The organism is Vibrio sp. 10N.222.52.B12, assembly GCF_002875385.1.
Classification (GTDB): Bacteria; Pseudomonadota; Gammaproteobacteria; order Enterobacterales; family Vibrionaceae; genus Vibrio; species Vibrio jasicida.
On the sequence record NZ_MDAW01000135.1, the window covers coordinates 37002 to 53496 of the forward strand.

Here is a 16495-nt window from a genome sequence, read left to right on the forward strand (position 1 = left end):
TTTTTTTGAAAGAGATTTAGCTATTGGATTCTTCTCCAAGAAAACCACCGGTCTGGTGTGCCCAAAGCTGAGCATAAATGCCGTTGTTGGCAATCAGCTCTTTATGAGTCCCTTGTTCAACCACGTTACCTTTATCGAGCACTATCAGGCGATCCATTTGCGCAATGGTCGACAAACGGTGTGCAATAGCAATAACCGTTTTACCCTGCATGAGCTCGTTCAAGCTTTCTTGAATTGCCGCTTCAACTTCTGAATCCAGTGCTGAAGTCGCTTCATCAAGTACCAGCAAAGGTGCGTCTTTTAGCAGTACTCGCGAAATGGCGATACGTTGGCGTTGACCACCAGACAGTTTCACACCACGTTCACCTACTTGTGCGTCGTATCCAACGTTGCCAAACGGGTCAGTTAGGGTTTCGATAAACTCATGCGCGTGCGCTTGCTTGGTGGCTTTGATCAGGTCTTCTTCGCTTGCATCTGGGTTGCCATACAAGATGTTGTCACGAATCGAACGGTGCAGCAGTGACGTATCTTGTGTCACCATGCCGATATTTGAACGTAGCGAGTCTTGTGTGACACTTGATATCTCTTGTCCGTCAATCTTGATACTGCCTTCTTCAACATCATGAAAACGCAGCAACAGGTTCACTAAGGTGGATTTACCAGCCCCTGAACGCCCGACCAGGCCGACTTTCTCTCCTGGTTTGATATTGAGGTCGAGGTTGCTTATCACTCCCTTGTTTTCACCGTAGTGGAAGCTGACGTTGTCAAAGTGGATACCACCTTGAGAAACTTGCAGATCTTTTGCATCAGCTTTGTCTTTAATATCGATAGGTTTAGACAGTGTCTTCATCCCATCGACAACCGTGCCCATGTTTTCAAATAGAGCACCGACCTCCCACATTATCCACATTGACATGCCGTTCACGCGCAGTGCTAAACTGACCGCAATCGCGATGGCACCGACACTGATCGCGCTGTCTAGCCACAAGTAAATTGACAGAGCCGCTACCGAGAAAACCAGCAGGTAATTTGAAATCTCAACCGCGATATCAAAACCAGTCACCAAACGCATTTGACGGTACACGGTATTTAAGAAACCTTTCATACCCTCTTCGGCGTAGTCGGTTTCACGCTTACTGTGCGAGAACAGCTTTACCGTCTGAATATTCGTGTAACTATCGACAATACGACCTGTCATAGTAGATCGAGCGTCCGCTTGTTCAGACGCAACGTCTTTCAGTTTCGGAACAAAATGCACTTGAATGGCAATATAAGCCAATAACCAAATGATCATTGGAATCATTAAACGCCAATCTGCTGCGGCTAACATCACGATCATGCTGGTGAAGTAGACAGACACATAAACAAAGACGTCCATCGTTTTCATGACGGTCTCACGCACGGCCAGTGAGGTTTGCATTACTTTGGTGGCAACACGTCCCGCAAAATCATCCTGATAGAAGTTCAGGCTTTGATTGAGTAAATAGCGGTGTGCCAACCAACGCACCGACATAGGGTAGTTACCAAGCAAGGTTTGGTGAATCAACAAAGAATACGCAACCACCAAAATGGGCATGACAATCAGTAACAACGCGCCGTAAAACATTAGCTCTGCTTTGTTGTCTTGCAAAAACGTTTCAGGGTTGCTGGTGGAAAGCCAATCGACCAACTGACCCATGGCACCAAATAAAGACACTTCCACGATCGCCACAATGGTCGACATGATCGACATGATGATCAGCGGTTTTTCAAAGCCGCGAGTGTAGTGGCGTAAAAACGCGAAAATCCCAGTAGGGGGCTGGTCAGGCTGTGATTTGGGGAACGGCTCGGTAAAGCCTTCAAATCGTTTAAACATAACTCTTCCTAAAGTTAATGGTTCCCATCTCAGTCATTGAATTCATCAATTCTTCCTGCCTTGGACTAAGCAGTTAATACTGAGTATGGGGTAAGACATATTGTGGTCTGCTAGCCAGAAAAGCAGACAAAGTTACGAATGTGAGAGAGGCGAAAAAATAGTCTAACCGATTGTCTTTTAAATGTAACTAGTTGGTTATTGCTTAATAGTCGGTGCATTATTCTTGAGAATGTGATTCACACTTCATAAAACAGTAAACCTTCAAAGTGACAATAAAAAATCGGGCTTTAGTGGTTTTTTACAGTAAATATTACTTTTGACTAATAGAATTATTATTAAAAACAGTAAAACTGAAGTTAACAATAATTTTACAATTTCATCATTCTAGTCAAAAGGAATGTTTGGATGCTATTACACGAATCAGTGCCTCAGAATGCACATGGAAAAGAAGAAAGCACGCAAAGTGCTCTGCGTCATACCGCAAATTGCGTTGTGATGGTGCCGCCGAAAGAGTTTCGTTTTAACGAAGAAACCGCGCAAGACAACGAGTTTCAACACCAAGTTTCTCTGACTCAAGAAGAAGTCTCACGTAACACCATGGCTGAATTTTCTGCGATGGTTGAAACCTTGCGTAAAGAAGGCGTGCAAGTCGTCGAGTTTGATTACCCTCAATCAGACATTGCCACGCCAGATGCGGTGTTCCCGAATAACTGGTTTAGCACCACTCCAGAAGGCACTTTGTATACCTTCCCGATGGCGTGTGAAAACCGTCAGCATGAAGTTCGCCCAGATGCGCTGGTCGCAGCATTAGCACAAGCGGGTCGCGAAGTGCATCAACAAGACTCGCTGACTGAATATTTAGATGAAGAAGCCTACCTAGAAAGCACGGGCGTGATGGTGTTCGATCACTTTAATAAGACCATCTATGCCGCGCTCTCACAGCGTTGTGATCGTCTGGTGTTAGAAGACTACGCCAAACGTATTGGTTACGATCGCGTGATTTCTTTCCAAACCCGTTTGCCTTCTGGTGCACCGATTTACCACACTAACGTGATGATGGCAGTGGGGGAGCAGTTCTGCGTTATTTGTGACGAAGTAATCCCTGAGTTTGAGCGTCGCTTTGTGCTTAAGTCATTGGCGAAAGACAAGCAGGTTATTTCTATTTCGCTTGAGCAGATGAACCAGTTCTGCGGCAACATCCTTCAACTGGAAACGGTACGCGGCGATAAGGTGATTGCTATGTCTCAATCGGCTTACGATGCGTTCTCTCCAGCACAAAGAAATCAACTCGCGACTCACGGTAAATTGCTCCCATTCGACGTTTCTACCATCGAATCGATTGGTGGTGGTTCTGTACGCTGCATGTTAGGTGAAGTGTTCCTACCAAGCCGCAAAGCTGTGCTGTAAACCATTTCTGAATTTCCCCCAAAAAGCACCATGTTGAAAGATGTGGTGCTTTTTTATTGATGTCACGGGTGAAGAGCTGAGCATAAATATGCCACTCAACATTGAGTGGCATATTTATGCTTCGTCACTGTTAGGTTTGTTTAATCTAAAGCGACCAATTCTTTCTCATGGGTGTTTTCGCCCACTTCATGACAGCAATGGTTGTGGTGATCCTCGTAGCCATCATACGCGCATTCGCCAATATTGTTTCTAGGACAGATAAGATAGTGACTTCTATCGAGCAACTCTGTTTGACATATTGGACAGTACTTTTCCATAGCAACCTCCCACAACTAACGATTGAAAATTTCGTCCGTAGACACGAGTTCAAAGGTAATTTTAGACCCTAGATTATGACCGTGATGTGAAGGTTTTATGTGAGGGGAGGTGTGCGCTAACTGTCTTGACAAAGCTCTGACAGAGGGCGGAGTGAGGGTTCTTCTCGCATTTTCATTAGAAGTCTGATTTTAAAAGAAAAGGGGAGATTTAAAGCATCGCTTTATACTTGATGCTTTGCTGTATCACGCCATAATTTTACAACTGATTTTAGAATCCATATCACAAAGATAATGATCTTCATTTTACACAAAGTCGTTAGTGTTTTTTTGCTGTTTATCGATGAGCTTTGAACTGTTGGGGCGCGGCAATATGTCAGGAAAACAAGGCACAGATAAACGCAAGGTCAGCGGTGGGGCTGACCTTGTTCCCGATAAGTCTATGATGTTCAGTAACTCAGCTCTTCCTTTGGAAATGTGCCTTCACCATTGGAAACGATAGCGTCTATTTGGATAGAAGCGTCCATAAAGATTTCTGATACACCGATGACAGTGCGCGATGGAAGTTCTTTATCAAAGTAGCTTGCTAAAATATCCTCCACGACTTGCAAGTCGTTGATATCTTTTAGCTGAATATTCAGCTTCACGATGTCGTCCATTACATGGTGTACGCTTTTGATGATGGCTTTGATGTTGTCTAAGCATTGCATGGTTTGCTCGCCTACGTCATTAGCAATGACTTCGCCACTCGACGGATGGATTGGCAGTTGTGCAGAAACGTTATTGTAATGCGAGAAAGCGACAGTTTGAGTTGAGAACTTGCTGACTGGTGCCGCTTCTGTGTTGTGGGCGCGAATCACAATCCCATGTCGATCTTCAACGGCTTGTGGTGGCGTTCCGTCCCCATGAGAAACCGTCGCGTCTATTTGTACCAAGGCGTCCATTGGCAACCCCTCAGCTTTGATGACAGTACGAGCGGGCACGTAGGCAACGCTTCTTGCGATCGCCGAGTCTGGGAAAAATGTGCTGTAGACTTGATTGACAGCAAAGGCATCGTCGAGACATCTCAGATGGATATTGAGTTTAACAATGTCATCAAAAGGGACATCAATACTGTTCAGTATGCTCTTGATGTTTTTCAAACATTGTCGAGTTTGAGCTTTGATCCCGCCTTCAGCAATATTGCCTGTTTCTGGTTCGATCGGCAGTTGAGCTGAAATGTGGTTGTAATGTGAGAACGCAACACTTTGGCTCGACAGAAAACTGGTTGGGGCTTTCGCTGTGTTTCTTACCAGCTTGATCAGCTCGCAAGGTTCTTGAGGGGGTGTTCCTTCACCGTTCGAAATGAGCGCGTCGATTTGAACCAAAGCGCCTTCCAAAGGCAGTGCAGCAACGGCAATTACGGTTCGAGTTGGAAGGTGGCTGATGAAGTATTGTTTATAAACTTCATCGACAGCATCTAGGTCGGTCATAGATTTAAGATAAATCGTGATTTTAACGACGTCATTTAAGCTGTGCTCGATGCTATCCACGATAGACCTAATATTGCTTAAGCATTGCTTAGTTTGCTCTTTGATGCCCCCTTCCACTAACTTTTGGCTTTTTGGGTCAATCGGCAGTTGCGCTGAGATATTGTTGTAATGGGAGAAAGCTACCGATTGAGTTGAGCCGTCGTTGATTGGTGCATTTTCTGTATTTCTAGATACTTTGATGATTTCGCCGTGCATTTCGAATGTTCTCCAATTCTGGCTGCTGTAGGAACGCTGTGGGTACGCTGATACAGGCAATAGATAGCCAGACCTGCCGCTCAAAACAGAGGCAAGTCTGGCTATGTGTGCCGAATAAAACGTTAGTTAGTGAATGAGATCGTTATAGGGTGCTGAGGAAGGTTAGGATTTTGTCTTCGTGACGTTTGATGGTTTCTTCGCTTGGCGTGATGGCATCTTTATGAGTGAAGTAAACCAATATGGCCATTTGCGCTGTTAAGCGGTTCTCTGCTTCGTCGAATGCCACAGAGTATTCACTTTCTAGCGCACCGCGAGTGACTTCTTCTTTATCGTTTGCAGGTAAGCAGTGTAGAAGCATGGCACCTGGCTTCGCTTTTGCCATTAGTTCTTCCGTGATCACGTAGTCAGGCATGAAGGCAGCCAAGCGCTCTTCTTTCTCATCCATTTGAGTAACCCAGTAGAAGCTGTCGCCGTAGACCACATCACAATCGCTGATTCGCTCTACATCATCGGTGATCTCGATATGACCGCCAGACTCTTTGCAGAACGATTCTGCAAGCTCAACCCATTCTGGTTCCATGTGGTATTTAACCGGACCAATTTGCTTAAAGCCCATGCCGTATTTCGCACAAGTTAGCATCAATGAACGACATACATCGGTAGCGTCACCCATGAATGCCAAAGTCAGTTCATTAAGCTGGCGACCATCAGTGATGTGCTCACGAATAGTAAATAAGTCAGCCAGCATTTGTGTTGGATGGAAACGGGTATCTAGACCATTAATAACCGGTACGGTAGACATGTTTAACAGACCATCTAGCGTTTCAGGGCTGTTGGTGCGAGCCATGATCACATCACACATGCGTGACAAAACACGTGAGGTGTCATCAATCGATTCTTTGCCACCAAGGTGGATGTCTTTTGGCGATAGGAACAAAGCGTGGCCACCAAGTAACGTTGCGGCAACTTCAAATGAAACGCGTGTGCGAGTCGAGCCAGCTTCGAAAATCATCCCTACTGACTTTCCTTTGAACAGCTGTGGCACAGCATTATCTTTACGCGCTTGTTTTAGGTAGCTCATCAATTCCATCATGTTGTCCATTTCTCGGACTGAGAAATCTTTCATAGACACCATATGCTCAATGTTGGCTTTGTGTAGGTCAGTTGCACTTGAAGAAGGTAATTTCATAATCATATTCCTATTTTCATTTGAGGCTTACCTAAGCTCGCCCCTTTTATTTTGAGTCGTTGGATTCGTATGGATTTAAACTTGAGGTACTTGTTGAGTAATGCAGTGGATGTTGCCGCCACCGAGCAAAATCTCACGAGCAGGCACACCGTTTACTTCATAGCCTGGGTAGAGATCCTCTAAGAGCGCAATCACCTCTGCGTCGTATCGCTTATCGAGTAGAGGTAGAACAATCTGGTTGTTCGTGATGAGATAGTTCGCGTATGAGGCGGCTAGACGCTCACCGGCTTCACGCTCCATCCCTTCTGCAATATCGATCCCAGCCGCTTCTTCTTTGGCCATGTACAAAGGACCTGGCATTGGCAGCTTATGGACTTTGATTTTGCGGTCTTTCGCGTCTCTTTGATTTGTCAGGCAGTCGTAGGCTTCTCGGCTGATTTCGTATTGCGGATCATTTGGGTCGTCGCACCAAGTCAGTACCACTTCTCCGGGCTTAACGATGTGGAGAATGTTATCGACGTGACCATTGGTTTCGTCGTTGTATAAGCCACGAGGCAACCAAACTATTTTCTCCACATTAAGGTGCTCACGGAGAATTTTGCTCAGCTCTTCCTTGCTTAGATCTGGGTTACGGCTCTCGTCCAGTAGGCACTCTTCTGTGGTGTATAAAGTGCCGTCGCCATCGATGTGTATGGAGCCTCCTTCAAGTACAATTGGCGCTCTATAACGAGAATCAGCGGTAATTTCACACATTTTCTGTGCGACTTGGTCATCGCGTTTCCAAGGCCAGTAAAGGCCATCGACAAAGCCGCCCCAAGCATTGAATTCCCAGTCGACACCGCGACGTTCCCCCTCATCATTCACGACATAGCTCGCACCGATGTCGCGCATCCAAGAGTCATCGGTTGATACTTCAAGCACGCGGATATCGTCAGGTAACCGAGATACGGCATTGTCGTACTGATCCGCACTTACCAGCATGGTTACGGAGGTGGTTTGGTTGATTTGCTTTGCCACTTCAGCGAACACTTTTTGTGCCGGTTTTGCTCCGTTTCGCCAGTTGTCAGTGCGTTCTGGCCAAGCCATCCAGATTTCGCTATGAGGCTCTTGCTCGGCAGGCATTCTGAAGCCGTCTTGTTTTGGTGTGGTTTGTAATAGCTTTTTCATATCAATCTCCTGAATTACGCTTCAGCTTGTTGTTCCGTTTGTTGGTTTTTGCGTTTCAATGCGCCCAGTAAAATCCATTCACCAATCAAGATTGTCGCGATAACTCCGATGAGCACTGGCGCTGTGTAATTCCAGTCTGCGACGGTGAGGTCAAGTGCTTCTGGGAAGATGAAGAGCACCACGGCTTGAAGGATTACCAAGAAACACACAATTGAGATGACGTATTGCGTACCCATGCCACCCGGAACTTTGAATGGGCGCTCACGGTCGCCATCCACTAGGCGCAGTTTTAGGTATGCAGGGAACATGAACAGATAAGGCAATAAAAAAATGCAGCTTGAAAAGGCGAAGATGGACCAAAACAAGTCGTCATTACCTTGAGCAAATAGGGCGTATGACAAGATCACCACGGTAGAAACCGTGCCAGTGATATTGTTCGCACCCACTGGAGAGCCTTTGTCCGACATTTTTGCTACAGCGGCTGGTAGTTCACCTTCTTGAGCGGCTTCGGCAGCAGCGCGACTTGCACCCATTGTCCAACTCACCATGTTGCCGATGAGCGTTAATAGTGCACAGACACCAAAGAAATACACCATGGCATTGCCCAATGGACCATCACCAAATAAGGTTTTAAATGTGTCGATTAACCCAGCGACCAGACCGATGCTTTCAACAGGTAACGCCATCAGAATGCCAATCGTGCCGAAGATATAGAGGAACGCAGTGATACCAATAGAAAGGAATACGGCTTTTGGCATATCACGCACGTCCTTCATCTCTTTCGTCATGGTTGCAACCAATTCGAAACCCATTAGGTTGAAGACAATAGCAGGAAGAAACGCAACCGCTGAGTCGAGAGTTGGCACCATGGCAGACAAAGAAAATTCGTTTGCGACGCCATGTTTCATTGCGTAAACAAAGCCCCCTACACCTAACGTGCCGATCACTAAGATTTTTAGGATGGCGCCTACATTCGTGACCCAAACGCCAATGTCTGCCGATACGTTGCAAATCCATACAGTGAACCAAGTCAGCGCAATACAAATCGCTATTTGGCCCCACAACGATAGATCTGGCATGAATAGCTCGGCAAACATGCCTGCAAACATGATGTATACCGCTGGCATCCATAGACCGACGTTAATCCAGTAAAACCAGGTTGTGCGTACGGCCCATTTGAAATTGAAGGCTTCTTTTACCCAGTCATAGATACCACCGTCGCCTGGGTAAGTTGTGCTTAACTCAGAAGTGATGAACCCATAGGGGATAACAAAAAAGATCAGCATTACAACCCACCAACCGATCGAGCTGACCCCTATACTTGCGGATGCGGTGAGTGTGTCGACCACCAGTACTGCACATAACGTAAATAGCGCAATACTCATGACCCCCATTTTTCCTTGAGTTTCGTTACTCATTGTTTCGCTCCTTAACTACTGAATATGGCAATTATTAAAAGTGAAATTTATGTAACGAACTTTGATGTGAACTTAATATCGGTATTGAGGAAACGAATTGCTGGGAAAATTAAAAGAACCTAGACATTTTATGAGGAAAAAAACACTAATCGCAAAATAGTTGTTCTTGATCAATTTATTAATTTCAGAATTTTCTTACTCATTAAAAATCTAAAAACACATTCGAGATCACATATCGGTTTTTAAACTATTAATAATGAAAATTACGTGACGTCAACTTCATTTTCTATGCCAATTATTGAATAGGAATTGAACTGTGATTTTTATCTCCAACCATAAAATTCCAATTAAATACAGTTAGGCCAGTCTAATCTGACATCATTTATTTATATTTGGAGATTTCGATATGTCAAAACCGATTATTGTTGTTGCTGTTGGAGGGAATGCTTTATTGCAACGTGGTGAGATCATGAGCTGCGAGAATCAACAAAAAAGCATTGCGCAGACGGCGAGTTCACTGGCTGAATTGAGTAAAAACTACCGTTTAGTCATTGTGCATGGTAATGGTCCTCAAGTCGGCTTACTTTCCCTACAAAACAACGCTTATAAAGATTGCCCTCCCTATCCATTTGATGTGCTTGGCGCAGAAACACAAGGCATGATTGGGTATTTGATTCAGCAAGGTCTCAATGCTGCAATTGAAGATCGTTACACGACGACGATACTTACGCGAATTGTCGTCGATGAAAACGACCCTGCCGTTGTGGACCCTTCTAAGTTCATTGGTCCTGTTTACACTGAGGATCAAGCAAAACAACTTGCCGAGGAAAATCACTGGGTTGTGAAACCTGATGGTGCGCATTGGCGTCGTGTCGTCCCTTCTCCTAAGCCACAAGAGATCTTAGAAATCAAAGCAATCAAAGACTTACTCGAAAAAGAACACTTGATCATTTGTGGTGGCGGCGGCGGTGCTCCAGTAATCGAAAAAGACGGGGCGTATGTCGGTTTTGAAGCGGTTATTGATAAGGACATGACTGCGGCACTAATTGCAGAACAAATTGGGGCGGAGCATTTGCTGATTCTGACAGATGGCACCCACGTTTGTCTCAACTGGGGAACACCACAAGAGCAAAAGCTAAAGAATGTGACCATTGAGCAAATGAAGCAATATTCTTTCCCAGCAGGATCGATGGGACCGAAAGTCGACGCATGCTGCCAGTTTGTTGAAAAAACAGGACAAAGTGGTCATATCGGTGATTTATCTTTTGCGTTAGAAATCATTGAAGGGAAGTCTGGTACACATATACAACCATAATATGCAAATAAGTTAATTCACAAATCAATAAGGTCGCATGTCAAAGTTACGGTCGTTTTTGGCGGACATTGATAGTGTGACCTTATATATTAGGTTTTAATTAAAATTTGGAAGGACAACATCACGATGCGAAAAGTTAGTACAGAAACAAAATTGTTGAAAATTAACGAAGCAGTTGTCCGTTTGATGGAGAGGCGAGAAGCGACGGATATTTCGATGTACGACGTTGCTAAAGAATGCGGAATGGCAACGTCAACGGTTTATCATCATTATCCAAATATAGAAAACTTATTTCATAACTTATTGGAAAATGTTTTCTCTGATTTTGATTTATTACTCGAGCAGTGTATTGATGAAGAAAAGATTGTCCATTGGAGCGATATTAATCGAATGATAGAAACGGCTTATGTGAATTATTATAATAACAATCCTATTGCCAAAAAATTGATATTGGGTCGACATACGTTTGCAGAGTTAGGTCACGCAGATACAGAGCATGATCTTGAATTAGGGTATCAAGTTGAGATGATTTATCGCCAGTTCTTCGACATTCCTCAGCTACCTCAACCGATTAATATTTTTGCTATATCCCTGCAAGTTGCCGACAAAATCTATTCTCTCTCTTACCGTAAATATGGCTACATCACCCCAGAACTGGCTAAAGAAGCCCTTCGCCTATCTGAGTCCTATCTTCAGCTTTACATCCCGCCAATTTGTCAAAAGGTTGATTTTCATCCGTACTAAAGCAAAGCAGAGATAAACACAAGGTCAGCTGCTGGGCTGACCTTATTGGTTTAACATGCCTCAGCGTGATGTTCTTGTTGAAAGCGAGAATCTTGCTTTGAATGTTTCGGTACAAAACAGAGCTTGTCAGCAGACATCTTCAAACCATTTTGCATCTTGATATGAGTGACGGCCCAAATCACGCAACCATGAGGAAGGTTGAACAGCGAACGGGTTTGAGTGAAAAGGACGCCATCATCATAAGCGGGTGTAACGTTGATAGCTTTACCTTGCCATGCCTGACGAACGCTTTTCACATCAATGTTAGGCACAATCAATGAGAGCATTTCGGGTTCTACATCCTTGACGACCTTTAGGCAAATGCGGCAGCCGTCGTAGTATTGTTCAACCCAAACTTTATGGGGAATGCTTTGGTCAACCCAGTCTAACTGCAGTATGTGTTCCATGGTTTATTCCTCAAGTAGATCCAACAAAGGCAGCGCCGAGACACTGCCTAGTTAGGTGGGTAAAAGGTTATTCGTAACTTAGACCGTGACCGAATTCGTACAAGGTGTCTGCGTCGTCATAACCTGGGTAGTCAGAGTGCTGGTTCAAAATCGCTTGCGCGCTGTTTGCCAGTGCAAATGGAAGCTTGCCTTGAGGAGCGAAGTTGCCAGAAAGGACTTCCATTAAGTTGCTGTCTGATACACCGAAGGTGGCTAAGATTGCACCCGATTTTTTCATGTTACTTGCGTCATCCAGTACGAACGGTTGACGGAAGTTAATTGAAAGCACGGTATTCTGTGCGCCAATTTCATTCATGACGGCTTGGATATCGGTCAGACTTGGCTCAATTTTCCAAGATGCTGCGGTTGCCATTTGACTGAATGCCAGCAGGTCGAGTTCATCTGGGTTTGCACCACCAAAGATAAGCTCAGGATCCGCACCTTCATTGGAGACGCGAACGCGAATAACGGCGTAATCAGTGCCTGCTGGTACTGGTGGGCGAGCTTTGCCATCTTCATAATCACCAGACGTTACATCAAAGCCAAAACGCTCGTCACCAGCGATGGTTTCATCCATACCCATCACATAGAGCGAAACTGCTCTGTCGGCGTTTGGTTTGGCTAGAGGCAATGTCTTGTCTGTGTTTTGCAGCAGGACCACGGATTTCTTCTGAGCGTAGTCTGCACGTTCCTGATGTTCGGCGTTGCCTAAGATTTCTTGGGCTTTATCGACGTCCACATACGTGTTCTCAAACAAACCAAGTTGGAACTGCTCTTTGACTAAGCGAGTCACTGAAAGATCGACACGCTCTTCGTCAATCAGTCCTTTGTTGACCAGATTTACGATGACGTCTTTATCGTTAAAGCCAGAGAGAACGTCGACGCCAGCTTCGATTACCATCGCAACTTGTTCGTCGATGGTTTTATCTTCCACACCCCATGCTCGGTCGCCGATGATACCGGTATCGGAGTTTACGTTGCCGGTATAGCCCAGCTCACCACGCAGCAGATCGGTCACGATACCTTTAGAGAAGGACATGCCTACATCATTTGGCATCCACTTTTGATCTACTGGTATACCGTAGTAAGGCATGATCGAAGAGGCGCCAGCATCAATCGCGGCAATAAACGGGATCAAGTGGTAATCAAAGTTGTCTTTTGGATAGACTTGGTTTTGCCCAAAGTCGTAGTGAGGATCACCGCCGTTTTCTTGAGGACCACCACCGGGGAAGTGTTTGATCGTAAGGGCGATACTGTCTTGGTCAATAGCGCCACCACCTTGTAGGCCGTTGATCAAAGAGCGCATGATATCTGCTGCAAGATCCGCGTCTTCTGTAAAGGTTTCATGTACGCGGTACCAACGAGGCTCTGTCGCCAAATCCATCATGTAGCCATACATACTGCGTAAACCAATCGACGACCATTCTTCATTCATGATGCCCGCAAACTCTTCAATCAGCGCCATATCGCGAGTGGCTGCAAGTCCAGCTTCTTTTGGCCAAGCCGAGAATGCACCCGAAGAGACGTTGATACCCGCTTTTGCAGATGGGTCGATGTGGTTGCGTGCATTGGACTTAAATAGAGCAGGGATACCCATGCGGGTTTTCTCTCGCAGCTCTTGAACACTGTTCATGAAAGTTGCCGCTTCTTTAGGTGAAATCTGGCAGCCTGAGCGTCCGCTGTCGCAGTTTGGCGCGTTTTCTGGTGTTTCCACCACGCTGTTACGGAAGATAAAACGGGTCATTTGAGCATCGGCGATCATGTCCTGACCTTTGCTTGTCACGACACCGCCTTCACCGGAGTTGAGTGTGTCGATAAGCATCATGCCGGCTTTCTCTTCAAGCGTCATTCGGCTAACAAGATCGGCGGCACGCTCTACCGGTGTTAGACGCCAATCCTCGAACGGTTCTAACGTCCCGTTGCCATTGGAGTCTCTAAATTGATAACCATCAACGCTGAGCACGTCGTGCACTCGAGAGAAGACTTCTGGTTGAACATAGTTGCTGTCATCGTCGGATGAATTACACCCTGCGAGAACAAGCGCCACTGCGATAGGAGTGAGTTGGGTAAGACGTTTCATGTCGCTGTCCTAATGTTGGTATAGTTGTTTGTTCAAGACCAATATTAGTAATTAGCGATGTTTTGGTTAACCAAAATTAATTGAACTAAAGATTTGGATCACCATATTTTTTAATTAGGTGATTAAACTCAATATATAATTAAAAATAGGTTGACCAAATTAAATGTGAGCTTGATTTTGTAGTCTGTTTGTTTTTATTTAAGCTCTTTAAAATCAATGTTTTACGTTTATGTTATGTCGCTTCCAAATTCTATGTAACGCTATGGTTGTTATTGTTTACTCCAAAATTATTACCAGGTGAGAAAAAGCGCTAAATACATTAATCCTGATTTAAAGTTTGTGTCTGGTTATTATTTTTACTCGATTGATACAAGCGATATATGGTCAGTAAGTTGGTGATGATAAAAGTACTCTCGACTAATGAACCACCGATAGAACCAAGCCAAATATTGTGGCTGACCCAGCAGAAGGAATTAAACAAAATTAAGCTGCGTAGAGTGATGCCTTGTTTGGAAAAGAGCGCCCAAGTGGCGACGGACGATCCGATTACCGTGAGTAGCTCAAAAAAGTGAGTGATGTTTGGCAGGGTCATCAGCCACATAAGAGCAATGAAGAACCACATCACTTTGCGTGACTGGGTTTTGATTGAGGCAAAACTGCGAATGCCATTAATGATCACGCCAATGGCTGCGACGGTTGCGCCCATTAAAGTAAAGTGAATACCCATGATGAAACAAAACGCCATCATCTGATAGCGAAAGCGCATGTCGTCTTTTTGCCAGAATGCCATTACGCCAACCATAAACGCGATGCCACCAATGCTTTGTGCTAACCAGTTTTCCATTTATTTCCCTAGAGTGTTGTTCTTTGAGTTATTTCCATTAAGTGAGTAAGCAACGGTCATCCTTCAAAGTTGCCAATCTTTTAGAGTTTGATTCAGTCTGTGAGTAGATCCTTAATCACGCTCGTGACTCGCTTTTCAGGATGACGAATAGGGAGATATTTATCATATCGTCATTCCGACGAGCCTAGGCGAGATCAGGAATCTACTTACCGCGATAACCCAATCAATTGAGCCATGCTTTGAATGAATCAGCCCTCCACAAAGGGAGGGCTGGGCACTTTATCTAAGTCGCTAAGGGGTTACCTAAGAGCCTTGAGGCTACTTACGAATCATTACTCATTCACAAGCGCTACTGCTTCGCGAGTTAGGCGAGCAAGCTCTTCCCAGTTGCCCGCTTCAATCAGCTTCTTGTCTACCATCCACGTACCACCACATGCCAATACACGCGGGATAGCTAAGTAATCTTTGATGTTCGCAGGGTTAATGCCACCAGTAGGCATCAGTTCGATGTCGGTGTATGGCGCAAGCAGTGATTTCACCATGTTGATGCCGCCAGAAGCTTCGGCAGGGAAGAACTTCAAGGTGGTCAATCCCATCTCTAGCGCGGCTTCAACTGTGCTTGGGTTGTTCACACCCGGTACGATATCAATCCCGATTTCTTGGCATGCTTTAACGGTATTTGGGTTAAAGCCAGGCGATACGATAAAGGTTGCGCCAGCTTCTTTTGCAGCAATTGCTTGCTCGCGGTTTAGCACCGTACCTGCGCCAATCAGCATGTCTGGCTGGGTTTCACGCAGTAGGCGAATCGCTTTTGCAGCCGCTGCTGAACGGAAGGTGATTTCAGCTGCTGGTAGTCCGTTTTCTGCTAGTACTTTACCCAGTGGGATAATGTCTTCTGCTTTATCAATGGCGATAACAGGGATGACTTTCAGGGCTTTCAATTGTTCTTTAATGCTAGACATGAGTGTTCCTTAAACGACGCCAAGCGCCGGTTGTGTGAATGCTTTGGGAATGATGGCTCCGCGATGTTGAATCACAGCACCTGCCAGTACGTTGCCTCTTTGACATGAGGTCGCTAGATCTGCGCCAGCAAGGTATGCCGATAAAAAGCCACCATTGAATGAGTCGCCCGCCGATGTGGTGTCCACCACTTGAGCGACAGGTTGGGTTGGCACGGCTTGTGGAGCCAGAGCAGTGCTCGAATCCTGATTTGTTGAGTCTTGAACCAAGCAGCCATCTGCGCCGAGCTTGACGATGCATTTGCCTACGCCAAGAGAGGTAAGGCGTTCAATGGTTTGCTTTGGTGTTTCGTCACCCCAGATCAATTGTTCGTCGTCAAAAGTCACTAAGGCAACGTCCGTCAGTTGATACATGGCTTGGTAAACGTTCTTGACGGTTTGATTATCGTCTTGAGGCCACAGTGCTGGGCGGAAGTTACTATCAAACGCGATTTCAACGCCTTGGGCTTTAAGCTCGACCAATAAGTTGAGCAGTGAAATTCGGTCTTCTTCTGGCAAGATGGCCAAAGAGATACCACTGAGAAACACCGCATCCACTTTAGTTAATGCTTGCTTAACCAGCCCAAAGTTAGGATGTTGAAGTAAGTAACGCGCAGCTGATTGGTTACGCCAATATAGGAACGTACGCTCGCCTTGGTCATCAAGCTGAATCAGGTACAAACCCGGCGTACGAGTCTCATCGCGCAGCACTAAGTCTGTTGAGACGCCCTCGTCTTCCCAGCGAGTCAGCATACCCGTGCTGATTGGGTCACTGCCAAGTGCGGTAACGTAAGATATTTTGACTTCATCAGGTTTGCTATTGGCTTCGCAGCCGCGGCTCAAATAAACCGCAGCGTTGAGCGTATCCCCACCAAATGTTTGATGCATTGAGCCGAACGGTTTGCCATTCAGCTCAATCATACATTCACCAATAATGGCGATGTGCTTCATT

At 45.4% G+C, this 16495-nt stretch carries 13 protein-coding genes; 3 read left to right on the forward strand and 10 right to left on the reverse strand.

What is annotated here, in order from left to right; translation table 11 throughout:
- Positions 1–16: 16 nt before the first annotated feature.
- The gene (locus tag BCT11_RS18655; protein ID WP_042605099.1) at positions 17–1855 is read right to left on the reverse strand and encodes an ABC transporter ATP-binding protein; all 1839 of its coding nucleotides are present in this window, start codon (positions 1853–1855) and stop codon (positions 17–19) included.
- Between the two features lie 405 nt (positions 1856–2260).
- Here BCT11_RS18655 and BCT11_RS18660 point away from each other — a divergent pair, with 405 nt between their 5' ends.
- On the forward strand, positions 2261–3262 hold the full coding sequence (locus tag BCT11_RS18660; protein ID WP_102388950.1) for an arginine deiminase-related protein: 1002 nt from the start codon (positions 2261–2263) through the stop codon (positions 3260–3262).
- Between the two features lie 763 nt (positions 3263–4025).
- Here BCT11_RS18660 and BCT11_RS18665 read toward each other — a convergent pair.
- From BCT11_RS18665 to BCT11_RS18680, 4 genes are all read right to left on the reverse strand, one after another.
- Entirely contained in the window at positions 4026–5303 is a 1278-nt protein-coding gene (locus BCT11_RS18665; RefSeq protein ID WP_042605102.1) for a RidA family protein, read from the reverse strand.
- Between the two features lie 142 nt (positions 5304–5445).
- Positions 5446–6492: an ornithine carbamoyltransferase gene (argF, locus tag BCT11_RS18670; RefSeq protein WP_009706650.1), complete on the reverse strand. Its 1047-nt coding sequence runs from the start codon at positions 6490–6492 to the stop codon at positions 5446–5448.
- 75 nt (positions 6493–6567) lie between these two features.
- Complete coding sequence (aguA, locus tag BCT11_RS18675) at positions 6568–7659, reverse strand: agmatine deiminase (protein ID WP_102388951.1); 1092 nt, start codon at positions 7657–7659, stop codon at positions 6568–6570.
- A 14-nt stretch (positions 7660–7673) separates the two neighbouring features.
- Positions 7674–9077 (reverse strand): APC family permease, encoded by a 1404-nt coding sequence (locus BCT11_RS18680; protein ID WP_038871529.1) that lies wholly within the window; start codon positions 9075–9077, stop codon positions 7674–7676.
- Positions 9078–9483: 406 nt separating this feature from the next.
- Between BCT11_RS18680 and arcC the strand changes: the two genes are divergently transcribed.
- A complete protein-coding gene (arcC, locus tag BCT11_RS18685) occupies positions 9484–10392 on the forward strand; it encodes a carbamate kinase (RefSeq protein ID WP_038871527.1) in 909 nt (302 codons plus the stop codon).
- A gap of 126 nt (positions 10393–10518) precedes the next feature.
- Positions 10519–11136, forward strand: coding sequence for a TetR/AcrR family transcriptional regulator (locus tag BCT11_RS18690; RefSeq protein WP_038871524.1), 618 nt, complete (start codon positions 10519–10521; stop codon positions 11134–11136).
- 50 nt (positions 11137–11186) lie between these two features.
- Here the strand turns inward: BCT11_RS18690 and BCT11_RS18695 are convergent, their stop codons facing one another.
- The 5 genes from BCT11_RS18695 to BCT11_RS18715 form a co-directional block, all read right to left on the reverse strand.
- Positions 11187–11582, reverse strand: a complete 396-nt coding sequence (locus BCT11_RS18695; protein WP_005429015.1) for a hypothetical protein — start codon at positions 11580–11582, stop codon at positions 11187–11189.
- A 67-nt stretch (positions 11583–11649) separates the two neighbouring features.
- On the reverse strand, positions 11650–13701 hold the full coding sequence (locus BCT11_RS18700) for a glycoside hydrolase family 3 N-terminal domain-containing protein (protein WP_042605105.1): 2052 nt from the start codon (positions 13699–13701) through the stop codon (positions 11650–11652).
- Positions 13702–14020: 319 nt separating this feature from the next.
- Positions 14021–14545 carry a YgjV family protein gene (locus BCT11_RS18705; RefSeq protein WP_042605106.1) on the reverse strand — a complete coding sequence of 175 codons (525 nt, stop codon included), beginning with the start codon at positions 14543–14545 and terminating at the stop codon, positions 14021–14023.
- A gap of 332 nt (positions 14546–14877) precedes the next feature.
- Positions 14878–15507: a bifunctional 4-hydroxy-2-oxoglutarate aldolase/2-dehydro-3-deoxy-phosphogluconate aldolase gene (locus tag BCT11_RS18710; protein WP_042605107.1), complete on the reverse strand. Its 630-nt coding sequence runs from the start codon at positions 15505–15507 to the stop codon at positions 14878–14880.
- A gap of 9 nt (positions 15508–15516) precedes the next feature.
- Positions 15517–16494 (reverse strand): sugar kinase, encoded by a 978-nt coding sequence (locus BCT11_RS18715; RefSeq protein WP_102388952.1) that lies wholly within the window; start codon positions 16492–16494, stop codon positions 15517–15519.
- Position 16495 lies beyond the last annotated feature (1 nt).